This window comes from Rhabdothermincola salaria, from assembly GCF_021246445.1.
Taxonomy (GTDB): domain Bacteria; phylum Actinomycetota; class Acidimicrobiia; order Acidimicrobiales; family Acidimicrobilacustridaceae; genus Rhabdothermincola_A; species Rhabdothermincola_A salaria.
The window spans coordinates 671,692-694,793 of record NZ_JAJQXW010000002.1; the positions used below are offsets into that span (position 1 = coordinate 671,692).

The 23,102-nt window shown below is 72.0% G+C and carries 22 protein-coding genes and 1 tRNA gene; 19 read left to right on the forward strand and 4 right to left on the reverse strand.

Annotated elements, in window-relative coordinates:
- Positions 1 to 171: 171 nt before the first annotated feature.
- The 7 genes from mbhE to mnhG are packed head-to-tail and all read left to right on the forward strand — an operon-like array spanning position 172 to position 6,204.
- Entirely contained in the window at positions 172 to 2,604 is a 2,433-nt protein-coding gene (gene mbhE / locus LUW87_RS12315) for a hydrogen gas-evolving membrane-bound hydrogenase subunit E (protein WP_232671472.1), read from the forward strand.
- Positions 2,601 to 3,110: an MnhB domain-containing protein gene (locus LUW87_RS12320; protein WP_232671473.1), complete on the forward strand. Its 510-nt coding sequence runs from the start codon at positions 2,601 to 2,603 to the stop codon at positions 3,108 to 3,110. Before mbhE ends, LUW87_RS12320 begins: the two co-directional genes overlap by 4 nt.
- On the forward strand, positions 3,107 to 3,532 hold the full coding sequence (locus tag LUW87_RS12325; protein ID WP_232671474.1) for a Na(+)/H(+) antiporter subunit C: 426 nt from the start codon (positions 3,107 to 3,109) through the stop codon (positions 3,530 to 3,532). Before LUW87_RS12320 ends, LUW87_RS12325 begins: the two co-directional genes overlap by 4 nt.
- Positions 3,529 to 5,016 carry a Na+/H+ antiporter subunit D gene (locus LUW87_RS12330; protein ID WP_232671475.1) on the forward strand — a complete coding sequence of 496 codons (1,488 nt, stop codon included), beginning with the start codon at positions 3,529 to 3,531 and terminating at the stop codon, positions 5,014 to 5,016. The genes LUW87_RS12325 and LUW87_RS12330 overlap by 4 nt, the downstream gene beginning before the upstream one ends.
- On the forward strand, positions 5,013 to 5,603 hold the full coding sequence (locus LUW87_RS12335; protein ID WP_232671476.1) for a Na+/H+ antiporter subunit E: 591 nt from the start codon (positions 5,013 to 5,015) through the stop codon (positions 5,601 to 5,603). The genes LUW87_RS12330 and LUW87_RS12335 overlap by 4 nt, the downstream gene beginning before the upstream one ends.
- On the forward strand, positions 5,600 to 5,860 hold the full coding sequence (locus LUW87_RS12340) for an MrpF/PhaF family protein (RefSeq protein ID WP_232671477.1): 261 nt from the start codon (positions 5,600 to 5,602) through the stop codon (positions 5,858 to 5,860). The genes LUW87_RS12335 and LUW87_RS12340 overlap by 4 nt, the downstream gene beginning before the upstream one ends.
- On the forward strand, positions 5,860 to 6,204 hold the full coding sequence (gene mnhG, locus LUW87_RS12345; protein ID WP_232671478.1) for a monovalent cation/H(+) antiporter subunit G: 345 nt from the start codon (positions 5,860 to 5,862) through the stop codon (positions 6,202 to 6,204). The genes LUW87_RS12340 and mnhG overlap by 1 nt, the downstream gene beginning before the upstream one ends.
- 30 nt (positions 6,205 to 6,234) lie before the next feature.
- Here the strand turns inward: mnhG and LUW87_RS19300 are convergent, their stop codons facing one another.
- Positions 6,235 to 7,704, reverse strand: a complete 1,470-nt coding sequence (locus LUW87_RS19300) for a SpoIIE family protein phosphatase (RefSeq protein ID WP_232671479.1) — start codon at positions 7,702 to 7,704, stop codon at positions 6,235 to 6,237.
- Between the two features lie 51 nt (positions 7,705 to 7,755).
- Positions 7,756 to 9,012 (reverse strand): acyl-CoA dehydrogenase family protein, encoded by a 1,257-nt coding sequence (locus LUW87_RS12355; RefSeq protein ID WP_232671480.1) that lies wholly within the window; start codon positions 9,010 to 9,012, stop codon positions 7,756 to 7,758.
- Between the two features lie 110 nt (positions 9,013 to 9,122).
- On the opposite strand from LUW87_RS12355, the gene topA reads away from it, so the two are divergent.
- From topA to LUW87_RS12380, 5 genes are all read left to right on the forward strand, one after another.
- A complete protein-coding gene (gene topA, locus LUW87_RS12360) occupies positions 9,123 to 11,918 on the forward strand; it encodes a type I DNA topoisomerase (RefSeq protein ID WP_232671481.1) in 2,796 nt (931 codons plus the stop codon).
- 63 nt (positions 11,919 to 11,981) lie between these two features.
- Positions 11,982 to 13,535, forward strand: a complete 1,554-nt coding sequence (locus LUW87_RS12365) for an MFS transporter (protein ID WP_232671482.1) — start codon at positions 11,982 to 11,984, stop codon at positions 13,533 to 13,535.
- Positions 13,532 to 14,152 carry a dTMP kinase gene (gene tmk, locus LUW87_RS12370; RefSeq protein WP_232671483.1) on the forward strand — a complete coding sequence of 207 codons (621 nt, stop codon included), beginning with the start codon at positions 13,532 to 13,534 and terminating at the stop codon, positions 14,150 to 14,152. Before LUW87_RS12365 ends, tmk begins: the two co-directional genes overlap by 4 nt.
- Complete coding sequence (locus LUW87_RS12375) at positions 14,149 to 15,243, forward strand: AAA family ATPase (protein WP_232671484.1); 1,095 nt, start codon at positions 14,149 to 14,151, stop codon at positions 15,241 to 15,243. The genes tmk and LUW87_RS12375 overlap by 4 nt, the downstream gene beginning before the upstream one ends.
- Before the next feature lie 90 nt (positions 15,244 to 15,333).
- A tRNA-Thr gene (locus tag LUW87_RS12380) sits at positions 15,334 to 15,409 on the forward strand.
- A gap of 57 nt (positions 15,410 to 15,466) precedes the next feature.
- Here LUW87_RS12380 and LUW87_RS19305 read toward each other — a convergent pair.
- Positions 15,467 to 16,591, reverse strand: coding sequence for a tRNA-queuosine alpha-mannosyltransferase domain-containing protein (locus LUW87_RS19305; protein ID WP_232671485.1), 1,125 nt, complete (start codon positions 16,589 to 16,591; stop codon positions 15,467 to 15,469).
- A complete protein-coding gene (locus LUW87_RS12390) occupies positions 16,588 to 17,151 on the reverse strand; it encodes a nitroreductase family deazaflavin-dependent oxidoreductase (RefSeq protein WP_232671486.1) in 564 nt (187 codons plus the stop codon). The genes LUW87_RS19305 and LUW87_RS12390 overlap by 4 nt, the downstream gene beginning before the upstream one ends.
- A 95-nt stretch (positions 17,152 to 17,246) precedes the next feature.
- Between LUW87_RS12390 and LUW87_RS12395 the strand changes: the two genes are divergently transcribed.
- The 7 genes from LUW87_RS12395 (at position 17,247) to ftsH (ending at position 23,023) form a co-directional block, all read left to right on the forward strand.
- Positions 17,247 to 17,888, forward strand: coding sequence for a sigma-70 family RNA polymerase sigma factor (locus tag LUW87_RS12395; protein WP_283251060.1), 642 nt, complete (start codon positions 17,247 to 17,249; stop codon positions 17,886 to 17,888).
- Positions 17,885 to 18,193 (forward strand): mycothiol system anti-sigma-R factor, encoded by a 309-nt coding sequence (gene rsrA / locus LUW87_RS12400; protein WP_232671487.1) that lies wholly within the window; start codon positions 17,885 to 17,887, stop codon positions 18,191 to 18,193. The genes LUW87_RS12395 and rsrA overlap by 4 nt, the downstream gene beginning before the upstream one ends.
- A gap of 32 nt (positions 18,194 to 18,225) precedes the next feature.
- Positions 18,226 to 18,357, forward strand: coding sequence for a hypothetical protein (locus tag LUW87_RS18875; protein WP_283251061.1), 132 nt, complete (start codon positions 18,226 to 18,228; stop codon positions 18,355 to 18,357).
- A 7-nt stretch (positions 18,358 to 18,364) separates the two neighbouring features.
- Positions 18,365 to 19,438, forward strand: coding sequence for a zinc-dependent metalloprotease (locus tag LUW87_RS12405; RefSeq protein WP_232671488.1), 1,074 nt, complete (start codon positions 18,365 to 18,367; stop codon positions 19,436 to 19,438).
- Positions 19,439 to 19,453: 15 nt separating this feature from the next.
- Positions 19,454 to 20,368, forward strand: coding sequence for a tRNA lysidine(34) synthetase TilS (gene tilS, locus LUW87_RS12410; RefSeq protein WP_232671489.1), 915 nt, complete (start codon positions 19,454 to 19,456; stop codon positions 20,366 to 20,368).
- Between the two features lie 57 nt (positions 20,369 to 20,425).
- Positions 20,426 to 20,995, forward strand: a complete 570-nt coding sequence (hpt, locus tag LUW87_RS12415; RefSeq protein ID WP_232671490.1) for a hypoxanthine phosphoribosyltransferase — start codon at positions 20,426 to 20,428, stop codon at positions 20,993 to 20,995.
- Between the two features lie 66 nt (positions 20,996 to 21,061).
- Positions 21,062 to 23,023 carry an ATP-dependent zinc metalloprotease FtsH gene (gene ftsH / locus LUW87_RS12420; RefSeq protein WP_346742542.1) on the forward strand — a complete coding sequence of 654 codons (1,962 nt, stop codon included), beginning with the start codon at positions 21,062 to 21,064 and terminating at the stop codon, positions 23,021 to 23,023.
- The last annotated feature ends 79 nt before the right edge of the window (positions 23,024 to 23,102 follow it).

A 23,102-nucleotide genomic window follows, 5' to 3' on the forward strand; every position in this document is an offset into this window, starting at 1 on the left:
TACATCTTCGCGAAATCGGGCCGAGACTCCGCAGCGCTAGACCCAGTCCCGAGAAGCGTCGATCACTACGGAACGGTGTGCCGGGAAGTCTGGTCGGCGACCCGAACCCCCCGCGTCCGTCCAAGGAGGCACGCCCTGCTCGCTCTCGTCTCGCTCTACGGCCTGCTGGCCGTGGTGGTGGCCCTGGTCGGGCGACACCTCGGGACGCGGGTCTTCTGGCTCGCGGGGGTGGCGCCGCTGGTCACCGTGGTCTATGCCGCGTTCGCCGGCGTGAGGCTGCGCGATGACGGCGCCTGGACCGAGGCGTACAGCTGGGTGCCCGAGCTGGGGTTGGCGATCGACTTCCGCCTCGACCAGTTCTCGTTGCTGCTCGTCGTGCTGGTCGGGGTCATCGGCGTGTTCGTGTTCGGGTACGCCGCCAGCTACTTCCACGAGGGTCCCGAGGTTCCTCGCACCGCGGCGGTGCTGCTGGCCTTCGCCGGCTCGATGCTCGGGTTGGTCATGTCCGACAACGTGCTGTTGATGTTCGGGTTCTGGGAGCTCACGAGCATCACCTCGTTCCTCCTGGTGGGCACCAACGACGAGATGCCGTCGGCCCGGTCGGCCGCCCTGCACGCCCTGTTGGTCACCGGGGGCGGCGGACTGGCCATGCTCGGGGGCCTCGTGCTCATCGGCCAGGCGGCCGGCACCTACTCGCTCAGCGAGATCGTGGCCGCGCCACCCTCCGGCACGACCGTGTCGGTCGGCGTCGGCCTGGTCCTGCTCGGCGCCCTCACCAAGTCGGCCCAGGTGCCGTTCCACTCCTGGCTGCCCGGGGCCATGGCCGCCCCCACCCCCATCAGCGCCTACCTGCACTCGGCCACCATGGTGAAGGCCGGCGTGTTCCTCGTCGCCCGCTTCTCCCCGGCCTTCGCCACCCTCGGCGTGTGGCGTTGGATGGTGCTCGGCGCCGGCACCGCCAGCCTCCTCCTCGGCGGCTACCGGGCCCTGCGCCAGCACGACATCAAGCTGGTGCTGGCCTACGGCACCATCAGCCAGCTCGGTCTGCTCATGATCCTCTTCGGTGCCGGCACCGAAGAGACCGCCCTGGCCGGGTGCGTGCTGTTGTTGGCCCACGCCGCGTTCAAGGCCTCGCTGTTCCTCACCGTCGGCATCGTCGACCACCAGACCCACACCCGTGACCTGCGCAGCCTCAGCGGCCTCGGCCGGCGCTGGCCGATCGTCGCCGGCGCCGCCGCCCTGGCGGCCGCCTCGATGGCCGGCATCCCGCCCCTCTTCGGCTTCATCGCCAAGGAGTACGCCCTCAAGGGCTACCTCGAGCCCAACGCTCCGGCTCACATCGCCATCCTGACGGCGATCGTGGTCGGCTCGATGTTCACGGTGGCCTACAGCGCCCGCTTCCTGTGGGGGGCCTTCGGCCCGGCCGAGGACCACGGGCCCGACGGCACCACCGTCGGGGCCGACGCCGCGCACCCCTCTGCCCTCTTCGCCGGCGCGCCCGTCGTGCTCGGGGTCATCGGTCTCGTCCTGGGGGTGGCCCCGATGCTCGCCGATCCCCTCGTGGGCGGTGGGCTCGAGGCGCTGGGCTACGGCGACGGCAGCGTCAGCTTGCACCTGTGGTCCGGCTTCAACGCCGCGCTCGGCCTCTCGGCCCTGGTCATCGCCGGAGGCGCCGTGCTCTTCTTGGCCCGCCGCCGGGTCGAGCGGGTTCAGGAGGCCATGCCCCACGTGCCCAGCGCCCTGCTGGTCTACGAACGATCCCTGGCCGGCCTGCTCCAGGGATCCGGGCGCCTCACGGCCATCACCCAGAGCGGTTCGCTGCCCGTGTACCTGGCCGTCATCGTGCTCACCGCCGTGGTTGCCCCACTGGTCCCGTTGCTCTCGGTGGGAGGTCCGGAGGTCTGGCCCTCGTGGGTCGACTCGCCCCTGCAGGTGGTCCTGGCCGTCATCGTGGTGGTGACGGCCCTGTCCGCGGCGTTCGCCCACCGCCGCTTCGTCGCCGTGCTCTTCCTCGGTGCGGCCGGCTACGCCGTCGTGGGCCTGTTCCTCGTCCAGGGGGCGCCCGACCTGGCCCTCACCCAGGTCCTGGTCGAGACGCTCAGCATCGTGGCCTTCGTGCTCGTTCTGCGCCACCTCCCCGAACGCTTCGCCCCGACGAGGGTCCCGTTGCGTCGGGTCCTCCCGGCCGCGATGGGCGTGCTGGTGGCCGCCTTCGTGTTCGTCTTCCTCATCACCGCCAGCGGGGTGCGCGACACCGACCTCACCGCCGGGGGGGCCAGTGCCGCCTCGTCGGCGGGCGACGCCACCCTGAGCGAGGAGTTCCTGGCCCGGGCCGAGGTCGAGGCCAACGGGCGCAACGTCGTCAACGTCGTCCTGGTCGACTTCCGTGGCTTCGACACGATGGGGGAGATCACCGTGATCGTGGTGGCCGCTCTCGGCATCGTGGCGTTGGTGGCCGCGGGCCGTCGCCGCCCCGATGGCACCGGCGACGGCGAGGGGGGCGACGGGGACGACGACGGGCTCTCCCATCCGGTCCCGGTCGACCAGTCGGTCGACGTCCCCGAGCCGGGCAGCGCCAAGGTCGAGTCGGGGGGCGTGGGATGAGCCACGAACCCACCGAACCCGGCACCGAGGCGGACCACGACGACCTCGTGATCTCCGACGACCCTCGTCCCATGCGGCCCTCGTCGCCCATCCTCGACGTCGTCATCCGCGCCGAGTTCCAGGTGCTGCTGGTCGTGTCGCTCTACCTGCTCTTCGCCGGCCACAACCAGCCCGGGGGCGGGTTCATCGGCGGTCTCGTGGCCGCCGCCGCCTTCACCACCCGCTACGTGGCGGGGGGCGCGGCCGAGCTGCGCCGCTCCCTGCGGGTCCCGTCCTCGGTGCTCCTCGGCGTCGGCCTGCTCGTGGCCGTGGGCACCGCACTCGTGTTGTTGGCCGACGGGGGAGCCTTCCTCGAGCACCGCCTGCTGAAGGCGACGCTCCCGGTGATCGGGGAGGTCAAGACCACCACCGCCTTGTTCTTCGACATCGGCGTCTTCCTCGTGGTGGTCGGGGTCATCGTCTCGATTCTCGAGGCTCTGGGCGCTCCCACCGAGGACGATCGATGACCCTCGTCGCCGCCATCGTGGCCGTGCTCTACGGCGTGGGTGTCTTCTTGTTGCTGCAGCGCACCCTCACGCGCATCATCATCGGCCTGGCCTTCCTGAGCCACGGCGCCAACCTGATGTTGCTCGTGGCGGGCGGCCGGGCCGGGCTGCCCCCGCTCTCGGACGTGATGGACGAGGGCAGCCAGGTGGCCGACCCCGTGCCCCAGGCGCTCGCCCTCACCGCCATCGTCATCACCTTCGGCATCACCGTGTTCCTGCTGGCCCTCGCCTACCGCAGCTACCAGCTCACCGGCGACGACGAGGTCGAGGACGACCTCGAGGACCGTCGCATCGTGGAGCTCTTCGGGCGCCACGAGGCCGGCGACCCGGCGTCGTCCGCCGCTGCCTCCTCGGACGACGCGGCAGGAGGCGACCGGCGGTGAGGTTCCTCCTCCCGGCCACCGTGGCCATCCCCCTCGTGTTCGCCGCCCTCGCCGTGGTGGCCGCTCGCTCGCGCACCGCCCAGCGGGTGCTCTCCCTCGTCGGCGTCACCGCCTCGCTGGTGGTGGCGATCGTGGTGCTCGTGCTGGTCGAGCGCGACGGCATCGCCTCGGTCACCCTCGGCGGGTGGCCCGCCCCGGTGGGCATCAGCCTGGTGGCCGATCTGTTCGCCTCGATGATGCTGGTGGTCGGGCTGGTCACGATCCTGGCCGTGCTCGTGTACTCGATCGGCCAGCGCGGCACCGACGACCTGTCGGCCTTCCACCCCGTGTACCTCACGCTCACCGCCGGCATCGCCCTGAGCTTCCTCACCGGCGACTTGTTCAACCTCTTCGTGGCCTTCGAGATCACCCTCACGTCGAGCTACGTCCTCATCACGCTCGGCGGCCGGCGCGCCCAGGTGCGCCACGGGATGACCTACGTGGTGGTCAACCTGTTGGCATCGATGCTGTTCCTCACCGGGGTGGGGCTGATCTACGCCGCCACCGGCACGGTGAACATGGCCGACCTGGCCGAGAAGGTGCCCGAGCTGCCGGGAGGGCTGCAGACGGCGCTCGGGCTGCTCTTCCTCGTCGTCTTCGGCATCAAGGCCGCCATCTTCCCGTTGTTCAACTGGCTGCCCGACTCGTACCCCACCGCTCGCGTGGCCGTCACCGCCGTGTTCGCCGGGCTGCTCACCAAGGTGGGCGTGTACGCGGTGATCCGCACCCAGACGCTGATGTTCCCCGAGCGGGAGCCCTCCACCCTGCTGCTGGTGGTCGCCGGGCTGACCATGATCGTCGGGGTGCTGGGGGCCATCGCCCAGAACGACATGAAGCGGATCCTGAGCTTCCACATCGTCAGCCAGATCGGCTACATGGTCCTCGGCCTCGGACTGTTCACCGTGGCCGGCCTGGCCGGGGCCGTGCTGTTCCTCGTCCACCAGATCCCGGTGAAGACCAGCCTGTTCCTCGCCAGCGGCCTGGTGGAGCAGGGGGCCGGGTCCACCGCCCTCGACCGCGTCGGGGGCCTGCTGCGCCGCTCGCCCCTCGTGGCCGGCCTGTTCGCCCTGGCGGCGCTGAGCCTCGCCGGTATCCCGCCGTTCTCGGGGTTCGTGGGCAAGCTGGCCCTCATCGACGCCGGCTTCGACGCCGGCCAGTACACCATCGTGGCGGTGAGCCTGGTGGGCAGCCTGCTCACCCTCTTCTCCATGGCCAAGATCTGGAACGGCGTCTTCTGGGGCCAGGCCGAGCACCCCACCGAGCTGGTGGCCCACGGCCCGGCCCGGCTGCGCAGCCCCTGGGTCATGAACGGCGCCACCATCGCCCTCGTCGGCGTCACCCTCGCCATCGCCGTGTTCGCCGGGCCCATCTACCACCTGTGCGAGCGGGCCGCCGAGACGTTGATCGACCCCTCCGGGTACATCTCGGCGGTGATGGGCCGATGAGCATCGTCGAGCGCCTCCGGGGCACCACCCGGTTCGTCGTGCTGGTCGCGGTGTGGGTCGCCCTGTGGGGAGAGCCCAGCGTCGGCAACCTGCTGAGCGGCGTCCTCGTCGCCGCGGCCGTGTCGTGGCTCTTCCCCAGCGGGCCGAGGGTGGTCACGGCCGAGGACGAGGGCACCCCGCGCTTCGTCGCCGGGGCCCGGTTCCTCGCGGTGTTCGCCGGCGCCTTGGTGGTGGCCACCTGGGAGGTCGTGCGCGACGTCCTGCGGCCCCGGCTGCGACTCGCCGAGGGCATCGTCGCCGTCCCCCTCGTGAGCCACTCCCCGGTGATCGCCACCCTGGTGGGCAACGCCATCAGCCTCACACCGGGCACCCTCACGGTCGAGATCGGTGGGGTCTCCCAACGCCGCCCCGTTCCTCCTGCGTCCGCCGCCGGAGACGACCGGGCGACCGTCGTGCTCTACGTGCACGTGCTCAACCTCACCGACGCCGAGTCGGTCCGGGCCGACGGGCGTAGCTTCGAACGCCTGGCCGTGAGCGCATTCGGCTCGGACGAGGACCGCCGCCGCATGAGAGAGGTCGCACCGTGATCGTCGCCGTCGTCGCCGCCATGGCCCTGTTGTCCGCCGGCGCCCTGCTGTGCGTGGTCCGCCTCGTGATCGGCCCGTCGTTGGCCGACCGCATCGTGGCCACCGACCTCCTCCTCGTCTTCCTCGCCTGTGGTGTGGGCGTCTACACGGTGAGCACGGGACGAGGCATCTACCTCGAACTGATGGTGGTGGTCGGGGTCCTCGGATTCCTCGGCACCGTGATGGTCGCCCGCTTCATCGAGCGAAGGGGGGCGTGATGGTCCTCGACGTGGTCGCCGGCGTGCTCCTGGTCCTGGGCGCGTTCCTCTGCCTGGTCGCCGGCATCGGGCTGGTGCGCCTGCCCGACGTCTACGCCCGCATGCACGCAGCCACCAAGCCGGCCACCCTCGGCCTGCTGCTCATCGCCCTGGCCGGCATGCTGCAGGTCGACGACCCGGCCGACATCACCGAGCTCATGTTGGTGGTCGCGGTGCAGTTCCTGACCGCCCCGACGGGTGCGCACATGGTGGGGCGGGCGGCCTACCGCGCCGGCGACCTGCTCGGGCACGAGACGGTCTGCGACGAGCTGGCCGGCGTGACCGACGTCAGCGCCGCGGAGTGACACGCCGACGGCAGGCTCTGAGGCGAGGGCTCAGCCGGTCCGGGTGAGCGCGAGCACGGCCACGTCGTCGCGACCCCCCGGGGCCCGCAGGCGGTCGAGGCGCCCGACGAGCTGGTCGGAGGTGGCGCCGGCCAGGAGGCGGGCGACGTCGACGCCTCCGCCCGGGCCGTCGGTGAGGCCATCGGTGTAGACGACGAGGGAGTCGCCGGCGCGGAGGTGCACCTCGGTCGGGTCGAGGGCCAGGTCGGGAAGGGCGCCGAGCACCGTGGTGGAGGCCTCGAGGGCCTCCACCTCGCCGTCGCCGCGCACGAGCAACGGCACCGGGTGGCCGGCCACGACGACGCTGGCGCGGCCGGAGCCCTGGCGACCGGCGGCCAGCACGGCGGTGCAGAACAGGCCCGGCTCCCGGAGGGCGACGATGGCGCGGTCGATCATGGCGGCCGTCTCGGCCGGCGAGCTGCCGTGGAGGGCGGCGGCCCGGAACGTGTGGCGAGCCGCGGTCGCCACCGCCGCGGCCTGCACCCCCTTGCCGGACACGTCGCCGACGACGGCCATCCAGTGGTCACCGTCGACCACCACGTCGTAGAAGTCCCCGGCCACGGTGTCGTGGGCCGAAGGTCGGAACCAGGCTCGGGCTTCGAAGCCGTGGATGCGAGGCAGGTCGGGTGGCAGCAGGGTGCGCTGGAGCTCGTCGGCCACGGCGTGCTCGCGCTCGTGGAGGCGGGCTCGGGCCACGGCGTGGGCGATGTTGGCGGCGGCGAGGGACAGGGCCTCCACGTCCTCGTCGTCGAGGGCGGCCTCCGGTCCGAGGTCGGTCACCAGCACCCCCACCGGCCCGGCGGGGGCCGAGAGCCGGGCGGCGATGACCCCGGTGCGATCGACGAAGGTGCCGCCGTGGTCGAACAGCTCGTCGGCGCGCATGCGCAGCTCGTCGTCGACCAGGCGGTGCCCCGACCACCACTCCTCGCGGGTTCCGTGCCCCCCGTCGTCGAGGCTGAGGGTGAGCAGCGATCGGGTGGCGCCGAGCGAATCGCGACACCAGTCGAGCGAGGCGGCCATGACCTCCTCGACCCCGGTGGCCCGGGACAGACCCTCCATGAGCTGGGCCAGGTGGGTGCTGCGGGCACTGCGCCCCTCGGCGAGGCGGCGCACCCGGTCGCGTGAGCGCACCAGGACGACGAGCACGACGGCCGCGGCGAAGAAGGCCACGAGGGCGCCCACGTCCCCGGCGTCGTCGACGGACAGCTCCCGTCGGGGAGGCAGCACCGCCCAGAGCAGGCCGGCCGATGCGGTGAGCACGGCCAGGGCACCGGCCCTCCACCCGCCCACGAGGGAGGCGACGGCCACGACGAGCATGTACCAGGCGCCCGCGAAGTACTGGCGGGGTTGGCCGGCGATCGACAGCACGGCGGTGACGCCGAAGCCGCCGAGCACCGCGATCACCCAGCCGGCGGCCTCACGGGTGCGCTCCGCACTGCGATCCGTGACGAGGACTGGCACGTGTCCCTGGCTAGCACGCCCGCCCGGGACATCGGCGGCAGAGGGGATCGGTCAGCGGGCCACGCCGAGGTCGCCGGAGGTGGGCTCGGCGGCGGCCGCCTCGAGGTAGGGGCGCAGCTCGCGGCGAGCCAGCTGCATGCGGTGCACCTCGTCGGGGCCGTCGGCGAAGCGCAGGGTGCGCAGACCGGCCCACATGCCCGCCAGGGGGAAGTCCTGGGAGACGCCACCCCCGCCGTGGGCCTGGATGGCCCGGTCGACCACGCGCAGAGCGATGTTGGGGGCGACGACCTTGATGGCCGAGATCTCGACCCGGGCCCCCTTGTTGCCCACGGTGTCCATGAGCCAGGCCGCCTTCATGGTGAGCAGACGGGCCTGCTCGATCTCGATGCGGCTGTCGGCGATCCACTCCTGGATCACGCCCTGCTCGGCGAGGCGCTTGCCGAACGCCACGCGATCGGCGACCCGGGCGCACATGAGCTCGAGGGCCCGTTCGGCGATGCCGATGCAGCGCATGCAGTGGTGGATGCGGCCCGGCCCCAGGCGGGCCTGGGCCAGGGCGAACCCGCTGCCCTCCTCCCCGAGGATGTTGGCGGCCGGCACCCGCACGTCGTCGAAGCGCAGCTCGCAGTGCCCCTCGCGGTCGTTGTAGCCGAACACCAGCAGGTCGCGGACGATGGTCAGGCCCGGGGTGTCCATGGGCACCAGCACCATGGACTGCTGGTTGTAGGTGGGCGCGTCGGGGTCGGTCTTGCCCATGACGATGGCGACCTCGCAGCGGGGGTTGGCCGCCCCCGAGATCCACCACTTACGACCGTTCAGGACGTACTCGTCGCCCTCGCGGCGGATCGAGAGCTGGATGTTCTTGGCGTCGCTCGAGGCCACGTCGGGCTCGGTCATGGCGAAGCAGGAGCGGATCTCGCCCTCGAGCAGCGGGACCAGCCACCGCTCCTTCTGCTCGGGCGTGCCGAACAGGGCGAGGATCTCCATGTTGCCCGTGTCCGGTGCGGCGGAGTTCACGGCCTCGGGACCGAGCGGACTGCGTCCGGTGATCTCGGCGAGCGGCGCGTAGTCGGTGTTCGACACCGGGTCCGGGGTCCACTCGGTGCGGTGGGGCATGAACAGGTTCCACAGGCCCCGGTCCTTGGCCTCGGCCTTGAGCTCCTCCATCACCGGAGGATGGAAGTGGGGGTCGCCCGAGGCGGCCATCTGCTCGGCGAACACGGGCTCGGCGGGGTACACGGCCTCGTCCATGAAGGCGAGGAGGCGCGCGTGGAGATCGGCGGCGCGGGGACTGAGGTCGAAGTCCATGGGCGGACCCTTCGTCGAGGTGCGAGGCGGTTCGACCGTAGCTCCGCTCGGGGCGTCGCCCGAGGGCCGGCGATTGACAGCGGCAGCGCAGTGGGCCAACCCTGTCGCCCATGGCAGGTCCCCTCGTCATCGTCGAGTCCCCGGCAAAGGCCAAGAAGATCCAGGCCTTCCTCGGCCAGGACGCCCAGGTCGCCGCCGCGCCCACGGTGCTGGCGTCGATCGGTCACGTCCGGGACCTGGCCCGACGGGCCAAGGAGCTGCCGGCCGCGGTCCAGAAGGAGAAGTGGGCCCGACTGGCCATCGACACCGACAACGGCTTCAAGGCCTACTACGTCGTCCCCGAGAACAAGAAGAGCGTCATCACCGAGCTCAAGCGGGCCATGAAGGACGCCGACGCCCTCTACCTCGCCACGGATGAGGATCGCGAGGGCGAGGCCATCGCCTGGCACCTGCTCGAGGTCCTCAAGCCGCCGAGCACCATGCCGGTGCACCGCATGGTCTTCCACGAGATCACGGCCCCCGCCATCCGTGAGGCGTTCGCCAACCCCCGTGAGCTCAACAACCGGCTGGTCGATGCCCAGGAGACCCGTCGCCTCCTCGACCGCCTCTACGGCTACGACGTCTCGGAGGTGGCCTGGAAGAAGGTCAACCCCGGGCTCTCCGCCGGCCGGGTGCAGAGCGTCGCCACCCGCCTGGTGGTGGAGCGCGAGCGCGAGATCATGGCGTTCGTCCCCGCCGGCTACTGGGACCTCGAGGGGGTCTTCGCCGCCGCGGCGGCGGCCGGCGACACCGAGGAGGCCCCGGCGTTCGGGGCCAAGCTGGTCGCCCTCGACGGCACCCGGTTGGCGTCGGGTGGGGACTTCTCCCAGCAGGGCGAGCTCACCCGCGACGATCGCCTCGTCCTCGACGAGACCGGGGCCCGCACGTTGGCGACCGAGCTGGAGGACGCACCGTTCTCCGTGCGGTCCGTGGAGTCCAAGCCGTACCGCAAGCGGCCGTTCGCCCCGTTCATCACCTCCACCCTGCAGCAGGTGGCCGGTCGGGCCCTCAAGATCTCGGCCAAGCAGGTCATGTCGATGGCCCAGCGCCTGTACCAGGACGGCTACATCACCTACATGCGAACCGACTCCACGGCGCTGTCGAGCGGCGCCGTCGAGGCGGCGCGCGCCGAGGCCACCGAGCGCTTCGGCGCCGCGTCGGTGCCGTCGGCCCCGCGCAGCTACGCCAAGAAGGTGGCCAACGCCCAGGAGGCCCACGAGGCCATCCGTCCGTCCGGCGACCGCTTCCGCAGCCCCGAGGAGGTGGCGCGCGAGGTGCAACCCGGCGACGCCCGCCTCTACGAGCTGATCTGGCGCCGCACCGTGGCCAGCCAGATGAACGACGCCATCGGCGAGACCGTCACCGTGCGCCTCGGTGCGCTCACCGGGTCGGGGCGCGATGCCGAGTTCTCCGCCGCCGGCACCGTCATCACCGATCGCGGCTGGATGCAGGTGGAGCCGTGGCGCAGCGACGACGACGAGGAGCGCCGCCTCCCGGCCCTCACCGCCGGCGACGCGCTCGACGCCAGCGACCTGTCGGCCGAGGGCCACACCACCAAGGCCCCCGCTCGCTTCACCGAGGCCAGCCTGGTGGCCAAGCTCGAGGAGATCGGCGTCGGCCGTCCCTCCACCTACGCCTCCATCATGGAGACCATCCAGAACCGCGGGTACGTGTGGAAGAAGGGGTCGGCGCTGGTGCCGAGCTGGACCGCCTTCGCCGTCACCACCATGCTCGAACGCCACTTCGCCGAACTGGTCGACTACGGCTTCACCCGCGAGCTCGAGGAGGTCCTCGACGCCATCTCGGTGGGTGACGCCGAGATGGTGCCCACCCTCGAGGACTTCTACTTCGGACCGAGGGAGACGAGTGGTGAGCGCCACGGCGGCCTGCGCGACCTCGTCACCGACCGGCTGCCGGAGATCGACGCGGCGGCCATCAACACCTTCCCCATCGGCGAGGACCCTGCCGGGGTGCCGGTGGTGGCCAAGCCGGGCCGCTACGGCCCGTACGTGCAGCGCGGCACCGACACCGCCAGCATCCCCGACGACCTGCCCCCTGCCGACCTCGACGTGGAGCACGCCCTCGAGCTGCTGGCCATGCCCAAGGGCGGCAAGCCCCTCGGCGAGGACCCCGACACGGGCCTCACGGTGCTGGTGATGAACGGGCGGTTCGGTCCCTACGTCCAGCTCGGCGAGGTCGACGACGATCCCGACGGAAAGCCCAAGCGGGCGTCGCTGTTCGCCGGGATGGACCCCCAGACGATCGAGCTCGACGAGGCCCTGCGCCTGCTGTCACTGCCCCGGGTGGTGGGCACGGCCCCCGACGGCGACGTCATCACCGCCCAGAACGGCAAGTTCGGTCCCTACCTCACCAAGGGCGCCGACGGGAAGGACAGCCGCAGCCTGGGTGCCGAGGAGGAGCTCTTCACCGTCACCCTCGACGAGGCGCTGAAGCTCTTCGCCGAGCCCAAGCGTCGAGGCCGGGCCGCCCCCAAGCCCCCGTTGGCCGAGCTCGGGCCCGACCCGGTCACCGGCAAGCCGATGGTGGTCAAGGACGGCCGGTTCGGCCCCTACGTGACCGACGGCGAGACCAACGCCTCGTTGCGGGTCGGCGACGAACCGTCCAGCCTCAGCCCGGAGCGTGGCGCCGAGCTCCTGCAGACCCGACGCGACGCCGTGGCCAACGGCGAGGTGGGCCTGAAGAAGAAGCCGGCGAAGAAGCGAGCCACCAAGGCCGGCGCCAAGAAGAAGGCCACGAAGAAGAAGGCCACCAAGAAGAAGGCTGCGGGCGACGGGGTGAGCTCCACCGTCAGCCGCACCGTGGGGGCCCGCGCCCGCCCCGCCAAGAAGGCTCCACCGGAGCGCTGAGGCGGGAGGCGACGATGGTCGTGGGTGCCCGAACGGCCTCCGACGCGCCCCTAAGGTGAGCCGGTGGCCGTGCCGCGCCCTCAGTCCGAGCCGTTCGAAGAGCCCGATCGCGGCCCCGATCAGATGCCCCTGCCCGGCGTCGCCGACCTGGCCGCCACCCTGGCCGAGCACCCCGACACCGAGACGCACTTCCCGCCGTCGGCGCAGGATCGCCCGGGATGGCACGTTCGGCTCTTCGGTTCCCACGAGTTCTTCCGCCTGTGGCTGGTGCAGCTCATCTCCGCCACCGGTGACTGGCTGGCCTTCTCGGCCATCATCGTGTTGGCCACCAAGGTCGGCGGTGGGGCCGGTGCCGGGGCGGTGTCGCTGGTGATGGCGGCCCGCATCGTGCCCGGCTTCGTCTTCGGCCCCATCGCCGGGGTGCTGGTCGATCGGTGGGACCGCAAGAAGGTGATGGTCGTCTGCAACCTCGGGCGAGCGGTCATCGTGGGGCTGTTGCCGTTCGTCGACAGCGTGCTCATGTTGGTCGTGGCCTCCCTCGCGCTCGAGGTGATGACCCTGCTCTGGTCGCCCGCCAAGGAGGCCGAGGTGCCCAACCTCGTCCCCCACGACCACCTCACCACGGCCAACTCGTTGTCGCTCGCCGCCGCCTATGGCACGTTCCCGTTCGCGTCGGCCCTCTTCGCCCTGCTCGCCGGTGTCTCGGTGTGGGTGGGCGCCATCCCCGGTCTGGCCTTTCTCGAGAACAACCAGATGGCCCTGGCCTTCTACGTCGACGTGCTGGCCCTGCTGGTGGCCGCCTGGATGATCAGCCGACTCCCGTTGGGTGGCCGTCGTTCCTCGAACCGGCCCCTCGACGCGGCCGACGCGGTGCAGGCCGAGCGGGCCGTGGGCGCCGCTCTCAAGGAGACCCTCGCCGACCTCGCCGAGGGCTGGCGCGAGATCGCCGCCAACCACACCATCCGCGCGGTGAACCTGGGTCTGGCCACCGGGCTCATCGGCGGCGGCATGCTCATCCCCCTCGGTGCCGTCTTCTCCACCGACGTGCTCGACGCGGGGGTGGCCGGCTACGGCGTGTTCACCACCGCGCTGGGGGTCGGGGTGGCGGTCGGGGCCGTCGGCGTCTCGATGTTGCAGAAGCGACTGCCCCAGGCCCGGGTGTTCACCGCCGCACTGGTCTTCGCCGGGGTGGCGCTGTTCGCCGCCGCCTCGTCGTCGGGGCTGTGGGTGGCCGCCGGCTTCGTGGCGCTCATGGGGGTCTGCGTCGGGCCGGTCTACGTGCTCGGCTTCTCGCTGCTGCACCAGAACGTGCCCGACGACCTGCGGGGCCGGGTCTTCAGCTCGCTCACCACCCTGGTGCGGCTGTGCGTGCTCATCTCCATGGTGGCCGGCCCCTTGTTGGCCGCAGTGCTCGGTCGTCTGTCCGAGGCCTTGGTCGGCGGCGAGCTCGACGTCCTCGGGCTGCAGCTGGCCGTCCCGGGGGTCCGGCTGGCCCTGTGGCTGGCCGCGGTCATCATCGTCGGCGCCGGGCTGGCCGCGTGGGCATCGCTGCGGGCCGGTGAGCGGGCGTCGCGGGCCCAGTCGTCTGCGCACCCCTCCGGGCACGGTCACCGGTGACCGCCCCCGTGGAGGGTCGCTTCATCGCCTTCGAGGGCGGCGAGGCCTGCGGCAAGAGCACCCAGGCCCGCCTTCTCGCCGACGCGCTGGGGGCGGTGCTCACCCGTGAGCCCGGCGGCACCGCCATCGGCGCCCAGCTGAGGGCGCTGATGCTGTCACCCGACACCCACGCTCTCGACGACCGGGCCGAGGCGTTGCTCATGGCCGCCGACCGGGCCCAGCACGTGGCCGAGGTCGTGCGCCCGGCGCTGGCCGCCGGCCGCCACGTGGTCACCGACCGCTACGCGGGCTCGTCCGTCGCCTACCAGGGCTATGGGCGGGGGCTGCCTCCCGACGAGGTCCAGTCGCTCTCGCAGTGGGCCACTGCGGGGTGCTGGCCCGACCTCGTGGTCGTGCTGGTCGTGCCCCCGTCGGTGTCCGTTCTGCGCCTCGGCGGCGAGCACGATCGGATGGAGGCCGCCGGCGACGAGTTCCACGCCCGGGTCCTCGACGGCTTCCTGCGCCAGGCCGAGGCCCGGCCCGACCGTTGGGTGGTCCTCGACGGCGACCGGCCCGTCGACGAGGTCCACCACGCCGTGCGGGCCGTCGTGCGCGAGCGGCTACAACTGCTCCCATGACGTCGTTGTCCGAGCAGCCCGTGCTGAGCGCCGAGGCCGAGGGGGTCGACCTGTGGGCCGACGTCGTCGGCCAGGACGCGACCGTGGCCGAGCTGCGGGCCGCGGTCGACGCCCCGGTGCACGCCTACCTGCTGGTGGGGCCCCGAGGCAGCGGCAAGCGGGCCCTGGCGGCCGCCTTCGCCGCCGCGCTGCTCTCACGCGACCGGGTGGGCCCGGACGCGGCCCGCCACGCCCGCCTGGCCCTGGCCGAGGCCCACCCCGACCTCACCGTGATCGAACGCAAGGGCGCCTCGATCTCGGTGGAGCAGGCCGACGAGATCATCGCCGCCGCCTGGCGGGCTTCGGTCGAGGGCGGACCCAAGGTCCTGGTCCTCGACGAGTTCCACCTCGTCACGTCAGCCGGTCCCAAGCTGCTCAAGTCGATCGAGGAACCGCCGGCGGGCACGGTCTTCGTGGTGCTGGCCGAGCAGCTCACCGCCGACCTCGTCACCATCGCCAGCCGCTGCGTGCGAATCGACGTTCCGGCCGTGGACGACGCCGCCGTGGCCGAGCGGCTGGTGGCCGAGGGCGTCGACCCCGAGCGCGCCGCCGATGCGGCCGCCGCCGCGGTGGGCGATCTGCGCCGGGCCCGGCTGTTGGCCACCGACGACCGCGTGGCGCTGCGCCGCCGCGCCTGGCACGCCGTGCCCGACCGCCTCGACGGCACCGGTGGTCGGGCGGTGGAGGCGGCCGACGAGCTGCTGGCCATGATCACCGACGCCATGGCCCCTCTGGCCGAGGCTCAGGCCGCCGAGCTGGCCGAGCTCGAGGAGCGGGTCAAGGCCCGGGGAGAGCGGGGGTCCGGGCGGGCCGACCTGGTGGCCCGCCACAAGCGCGAGGAGCGTCGCTATCGCACCGACGAGATCCGTGCCGGCCTCACCGAGCTGGCCCGTCGGTATCGCGACGAGCTGACCGTCGCCGCCCGCCCCCAGGCTTCGCTGGCAGCCATCGACGCCGTCACCGAGCTGGCCGACGAACTGGTGCGCAACCCCAACGAGCGCCTCCAGCTGGTGGCCCTGTTCGTCCGCCTCAGCAACCTCGACACCCGCTAGGCCGGTCGAGGAGCGTCCGCGGGGCGGTCGTCGTCCGCCCGCCACGGGCTGGTCCCGACGCCGGGGCGGGGCGCTACCATCGTCGGACCCGCCCGGGTAGCTCAGTCGGCAGAGCAGCTCACTCGTAATGAGCAGGTCAGGAGTTCGATTCTCCTCTCGGGCTCCAACAGATCCCCCGCTCCGGGCAAGGGGTCCCTCGTGACCGAGCGGCCCGAGCCGTGCCTCACGTGGTCGGCCCCGGCGTCTCGCTCAGCTGGTCGACGAGGGCGTCGTAGGTAGCGGCCACGGTGGGCCAGGCGAAGCGGGCGACGTGGGCCCGGGCCGCGCCGGCGGCGGCGCGGCGGCCCTCGTGGTCGGTGAGGGCGGTGCGCAACGACCGCACCAGGTCGTCCTCGTCGTCGTAGAGGTACGGCTCGGGGGTGGGGACGAGCTCGGGGTAGGCGAGGCGCCGGGGGAGGACCGCCGACGCGCCGGCGGCCATGGCCTCCACCACCGCGATGCCGAAGAACTCGTGCCGGGCGGTGCTCACGACCACGTCGGCCCGGCCGATGAGGTCGACGTAGCCGGCCCGGTCGGCGGTGCCGAAGTGCACGATCCGTGGCCCGAGCCGGTCGCGCGCCTCGGCGAAGGCGGGAGGAACCACCCGGAAGCTCTCGCCGGCGACGGCGACCTCGAAGGCGACCCCTTGGTCGGCCAGCGCGTGCAGCGCGGCGAAGAAGTCCTCCGGAGCCTTGTCGTACTCCCAACGGTGGTTCCAGAGCACCAAGGGCACCCGGTCGGGGTCCGGCGGGCGGTCGGGGAGGACGAACAGCTCGGCGTCGACGCCGATGGGCACCACCGTCGAACGAGCCGCCACCTCGTCCAACCGGTGGTCGTGGCGGCGATCCGGGAAGCGGGACAGGAAGTCCGGCAGGGCGTCGAGGACCTCCGTGCGGTGGAACTCGGAGTTGAACACCACCCGGTCGGCGGCGGCCATGCTCAGCCAGTTGGTCATGGCGTAGGTGTGATCCGGGGGACCCTCGCGGGGCGGGGGGTAGGTCAGCTGGTTCTCGTGGAAGTACACGACGACGGGAACGCCGGCGAGCGATCGCCGGGCCATCCCGAGCATGGCCGGCACGTGCACCATCTCGCTCACGACGAGCACGTCGGGGCGGCCATGGAGGGCTACGTGCCCGTCGACCTGTTCGGCCATGGTCAGCGCCGCGCCCTGCATCCGCCACTTCCACGACGTGCCGGGATGCGTGACCACGGTGACGTCGTGACCGCTGTGGGCGGCCAGCCCCTCGGCCCACGCCCGGTGCGATGCGGTGGCGTAGGGCTCGCAGAGGAGGACCCGTCGACGGGTCACGAACCCGTCGGGGTCGGTCCCTCGGGGACATCACCCGCACCGCCGTCGAGCGGTTCGAGCACGAAGAGCCGGATCGTCCTCGAGGTGACCCGCTCCTGGTAGGCGCGGTAGCCGCCGTAGATGCCGGCCGAGGCGGCCCAGATCCGCTCGCGCTCGTCGTCGGTGGCGGGCCGGGCCCGTGCCCGGACCGATCGCTGCCGGTACTCCACGGTGGCCTCGGGGTCGGCCTCCAGGTTGAGCACCCACGCCGGGGTGGAGGGCTGCCCGAAGTTGGTGCCCAACAGGGTGAGGTCGTCGTCGAGGGGCACCGAGATGAGGGGCGTGCTGCGGGGTCGGCCGCTGCGCCGCCCGGTCGTGGTGACGGTGAGCACCGGGAGGCCGGCGAGCACGCCCGGCAGGCTGGCGCGGCCCCGGGTGAGGCGGTGGGTGAGACGGTCGAGCGGGGGCAGCAACCGGGCGAACAGCCAGGCCCCGGGTCGGGTGGACGCGCCCGACTGCACCAGGCGCTGCACGACGTTGGGTGGCTGGTGGCGGTAACCGAGGTCGCGGCACAGGCCCATGGACCCGAAAGCTAGCCACTGCCGGGCGTCGGAGGGGCGGCCGGGTCGGCCCCGGCCGAGGGGTGGTCGGCACGGATCGCTGCTAGAACGGATCGATGGCCGACCAGGCGACGTTCGCGGACCAGGCGATGGAGTACATGCCGTCGCTCTACGCGGCCGCTGTGCGCATGACGCGCAACCCCTCCGATGCCGAGGACCTGGTGCAGGAGACGTACCTCAAGGCCTACCGAGGGTTCGGCGGGTTCCAGGAGGGCACCAACCTCAAGGCCTGGCTGTACCGCATCCTCACCAACACGTTCATCAACTCGTACCGCTCCAAGAAGCGCCGGCCCGACGAGACCGAGCTGGACGAGGTCGAGGACCTCTACCTCTACCGCCGCCTCGGTGGGCTGGAGGCCGCTCAGGCCGGCCGCAGCGCCGAGGACGAGCTCATGGACTGGTTCACCGACACCGAGGTGAAGGACGCCATCGAGGCCCTCCCCGAGCAGTTCCGCCTGGCCGTGCTGCTGGCCGACGTCGAGGGGTTCTCCTACAAGGAGATCGCCGAGATCCTCGACATCCCCATCGGTACCGTCATGAGCCGCCTGCACCGGGGAAGAAAGTCGCTGCAGAAGGCGTTGTACGAGTTCGCCCTCGAACGTGGGCTCACCGGTCGTCGGCCCAGTGTCGACGACACCGCCCCGACGGACGACCGCGAACCGGCGCACACCGGTTCGTCCCGCACCGACGACGAATGACGGACATGGCCGACCACCACCACCACGACGACCGGCCCACCGACTGCGAGGAAGCCCTCGCGGAGATCTACACGTTCCTCGACGGCGAGCTCACCGAGGCCAAGCGCACCGCCATCGCCTCCCACCTCGAGGGCTGCAACCCGTGCGTGGAGGTCTTCGACTTCGAGGCCGAGCTGCGCATGGTCATCTCCACCAAGGCCACCGAGCCGGTGCCCGAGTCGCTGCGGCTGCGGATCTCCAAGACGCTGCTGTCGTTCGGCGGCGACGAAGCCACCGACGACGACGACGACCGCGCCGCCTTCTGAGTTCGCCGCCCCAGGCCCTAGGATCGATCCTCATGGAACTCCTGTCCGTGGTCTGGTCCTACTGGATCGGCGTCGCTCTCGTCGTGCCGGCCATCCTCCTCGTCGTCGGCATCATCGGCATGTACGTCTACAAGGTCGTCGTCCCCCGCTACCCCAAGCGCTGAGGCGACGATGGCCGGAGCAGTCGACTGGGCCTTCGCCGAGAAGGTCGCCGTCCGCGTCGCCGGCCGTGAGCCCTTCGCCCTCTCCTACCACCACGACTCGCTGGCCCCGGACTTCGCCCGCTTCACGGCCCAGGCCGAGGAACTGGTCGAGGCCGAGACCGGCCTGCGGTCCCTGGCCGGTCCCGCTCGCGCCCGGGTGACCGACCGACCGGGGTGGGTGCGGGCCAACCTGGCCTCGTTCCAGCGGCTGCTGCGGCCCCTCCTCGACCGCTTCGGCGAACGGGTCGACTCCTCGCCCCTCGCCCCGGTCACCACCCGTCTCGCCGGGGCCGAGCTGGGCATGATGCTCGGTTGGATGAGCACCCGGGTGCTGGGCCAGTACGACCTGTTGGTCATCGAGGAGGAGAACCCCCACGAACAGGACCTCGTGTACTACGTGGGCCCCAACGTGCTGTCGATCGAGAAGCAGTTCGCCTTCCCGCCCGGTGAGTTCCGGTTGTGGTTGGCCCTGCACGAGGTGACCCACCGGGCCCAGTTCACGGGCGTCCCCTGGTTGCGCGAGCACTTCATCGGGTTGGTCCACCAGACCCTCGAGGCGGTCGAGCCCGACCCCCAGCGCCTCTTCGACGCCCTCGGGCAGCTCACCGAGTCGCTGCGCGCCGGGCGCAACCCGCTCGCCGACGGTGGCATCGCCACGCTGTTGGCCGGGCCCGAGCAGCGGGCCGTGCTCGACCAGGTCACCGGTCTCATGAGCCTGCTCGAGGGCCACGGTGACATCACCATGGACCGCGCGGGACAGGGCCTGGTCCCCAGCGCCGACCGCTTCGGGCGCGCCCTCCGCCAGCGCCGCCAGTCGGCGTCGGGGCTGGCCAAGCTGCTCCAGCAGATCATCGGGCTCGAGGCCAAGCTCAACCAGTACGCCGAGGGGGAGGCCTTCATCGAGGCCGTCGAGCGCCGGGGTGGCCCCGAGCTGTTGCACCGGGCCTGGGACGATCCGGGCAACCTCCCCAGCCGGGCCGAGATCCGCGAACCGCAGCTCTGGATCGATCGGGTGGGCGACCGCCTCTCGGCCGTCGGCTGACGAGGCGTCGGCGCCATGGCCGCCGGTCTGCTCCAGCCCGATCCCTCCCTCGACGCGCTGCTCGGGCGTTGCCGGTTCCCGCCGCCGGGCGCCGAGCTGTGCTGCGGGGTGTCGGGGGGAGCCGACTCGCTCGCCCTGCTGGCCCTGGCCGTGCGGGCGGGCTGCGTGGTGACCGCGGTGCATGTCGACCACGGGCTGCGGTCCGGATCGGACACGGAGGCGGACGTGGTGGCCGACGCCGCCCGCCGCCTCGGGGCGGGCTTCCGCGCCGAGCGAGTGGAGGTGGCGCCGGGGTCCAACCTCGAGGCCCGGGCCCGGGCGGCCCGCCACGCCGTGCTGGGATCGCGCGCCGCGCTCGGCCACACCGCGGACGACCAGGCCGAGACGGTGCTGGTGAACCTCCTGCGGGGCGCCGCCCTCGACGGGTTGGCCGGGATGCGACCCGGGCCCCGTCACCCGATCCTGGCCCTGCGTCGGGCGGACACCCATGCGCTGTGCGCCGCGCTCGGCCTCGACCCGGTGCACGACCCCAGCAACACCGACCCCGCGTTCGTGCGCAACCGGGTGCGCCACGAGCTGTTGCCCCTCATGGCCGACATCGGCGGGCGCGATCCGGTGCCGCTGCTGGCCCGCCAGGCCGACGTGTTGCGCACGGTCGCCGATCACCTGGGCGACGAGGCCGCCGGCGTCGATCCCACCGATGCCGTCGCCCTGCGTCGGGCTCCGGTGCCCGTGGCCGTCGAGGCCCTGCGCCGTTGGTTGCGCACGACCAGCGCGGAGGGGCACCCGCCCGACGCCGCCACCGTGGAGCGGGTGATGGCCGTGGCTCGCGGCGAGAACCGGGCGACCGACGTCGGAGGCGGATGGCGGGTCGCTCGCACGCAGCGACGGCTGCGCCTCGACGCGCCGGAGGGCCACGGCGGCGTCTGACGCCTGCCTTCGGCCTTCGGCCTTCGGCGCGGCCGGGGTGCGCTACGTTCGCCGTTCGTGCCTGATGCTCCCGACTCCCCCGGTGTCGATCGCCATGCCACCGACCCCGACCTCGGTGAGGTGGTGGTCTCCGAGGACGAGCTCGTCCGGCGCCTGGCCGAGCTCGGCGCCGAGATCAGCACCGACTACGAGGGCCGCCGGCCCCTGCTGGTGGGGGTGCTCAAGGGCGCAGTGATGTTCATGGCCGACCTGGCCCGCCACATCGAGCTGCCCGTGGAGATGGACTTCATGGCCGTCTCGTCCTACGGGAGCGCCACCAAGACCAGCGGCGTGGTGCGCATCGTCAAGGACCTCGACATCGACCTCTCCGGTCGCGATGTCCTCGTCGTCGAGGACATCGTCGACAGCGGTCTCACCCTCAACTACCTGTTGAAGAACCTGGCCTCGAGGAACCCGGCCACCCTCGAGGTGTGCACCCTGATCGTGAAGGACGGCCAGCAGAAGGTCGAGCCCGACCTGCGTTACGTCGGCTTCCGCCTCCCCAACACCTTCTTGGTCGGCTACGGCCTCGACATCGACGAGCGCTATCGCGAGCTGCGCGACGTGCGGACCTACGTCGGGCCCTGACCCCGAGGCCGGATCGGCCGCCCGAGAGTTGTCCCGGGACATGGGGTCGGTAGCCTCGCGGTCACCGTGAAGCTGCCACGTCCGTCCCAGATCTCCCCCACCACTCGCAAGTGGCTGTTGGTGGTGGTGGCCGTCGCCCTGGTGGTGGTGGCGGTGCTGGTGGTGCGGGCCCGCAGCGGTACGGACCGCACCGAGCTCGACCTCAGCGAGTTCGAGCGGCGCATCGCGGCCGGCGAGGTGGCCACTGCCGAGGTCATGGACCGCGACAACGCGGTCAAGGGCGAGCTCGAGGACGGCACCGAGTACGAGGTCAGCTACCCCCGCGAGTACGGCGAGGCGATCACCACCGCCCTGGTCGACGGCGACGTGGAGATCGAGACCAACAACCAGTCCGAGTCGATCTGGACCCAGCTGCTGTTCCAGCTGCTGCCGGTGGTGCTGTTGGTGGGGGCCTTCCTGTGGCTCATCAGCAACATGCAAGGCGGTGGCCGTCTCGGCTCGTTCAGCCGCACCAAGGCCAAGACGTCCGGCAAGGAGACGCCCGAGGTCACCTTCGCCGACGTGGCCGGCTGTGCCGAGGCCATCGAGGAGCTGGCCGAGATCCGCGACTTCCTCGCCGAGCCCGAACGCTTCCAGGCCCTCGGCGCCAAGATCCCCAAGGGGGTGCTGCTCTTCGGGCCCCCGGGCACGGGCAAGACGCTCCTGGCCCGCGCCGTGGCCGGCGAGGCAGGTGCCCCGTTCTTCTCCATCTCCGGCTCCGACTTCGTCGAGATGTTCGTGGGCGTCGGCGCCAGCCGGGTGCGCGACCTCTTCGAGCAGGCCAAGAACGATGCCCCGGCCATCATCTTCGTCGACGAGATCGATGCTGTCGGCCGTCACCGAGGGGCCGGGCTCGGCGGTGGCCACGACGAGCGCGAGCAGACGCTCAACCAGCTCCTCGTCGAGATGGACGGCTTCGACGCCACCTCGGGCGTCATCCTCATCGCCGCCACCAACCGTCCCGACATCCTCGATCCCGCCCTGCTGCGCCCGGGCCGGTTCGACCGTCAGATCGTGGTCGACCAGCCCGACCTCGACGGGCGCCGGGCCATCCTCGAGGTCCATGCCCGCGGCAAGCCCCTCGGCGACGACGTCGATCTCGGCGTCCTGGCTCGGCGCACGCCCGGCTTCACCGGTGCCGACCTGGCCAACATGTTGAACGAGGCCGCGCTCCTCGCCGCCCGGCGCCGCCACGAGGGCGTCTCCATGAAGGAGTGCGAGGAGGCCATCGACCGCCTCCTCGCCGGCCCCGAACGCAAGAGCCGGGTGATGTCCGACCGCGAGAAGCGCGTCATCGCCTACCACGAGGCGGGTCACGCCCTGGTGGGCCACGTGTTGCCCAACACCGACCCCATCCACAAGATCTCGATCATCGCCCGGGGTCGGGCCCTGGGCTGGACCCTCGCCCTGCCCACCGAGGACCGGGTGCTGCACACCCGGGCCGAGCTGGTCGACTCCATGGCGATGCTGCTCGGCGGGCGCACCGCCGAGGAGATGATCTTCGGTGATCCCACCACCGGTGCCGCCGACGACATCGAACGGGCCACCCGCATCGCCCGGGCCATGGTCACGCAGTTCGGCATGAGCGACGCCATCGGTCCCCAGCAGCTCGGGCACCGCCACGGCGAGCCCTTCCTCGGTCGCGAAGTGCAGGGCGAGCCCGACTACAGCGACGACGTCGCCGCCACCATCGACGCCGAGGTGGCCCGTCTGGTGGGCACGGCCCGCACCGAGGCGCGCGAGATCCTCACGCTGCACCGTCGCACCCTCGACCGGCTGGCCGACGCGCTCGTCGAGCACGAGACGCTCGGCGACCCCGAGCTGGCCGACGTGCTCGCCGGGGCGCAGGCCATCGACCCCGACGAGCCGCCCGCCGACGAACGGTCCCGGTCCCGCCCCGGGAATGAACAGGGCACACGCGGTGCTTCAACTCCGCAGGTGAGCCGGTACCAGGCCGGCTCCCCACCTCCTCGGGAGCCGAACCCATGACCGATCAGCTGCTGAGCGGGCCGGAGGCCTTGTCCGAGGATCTAGCGTCGTCCGGCGTGCCCCCCTTCGACGAACCCGA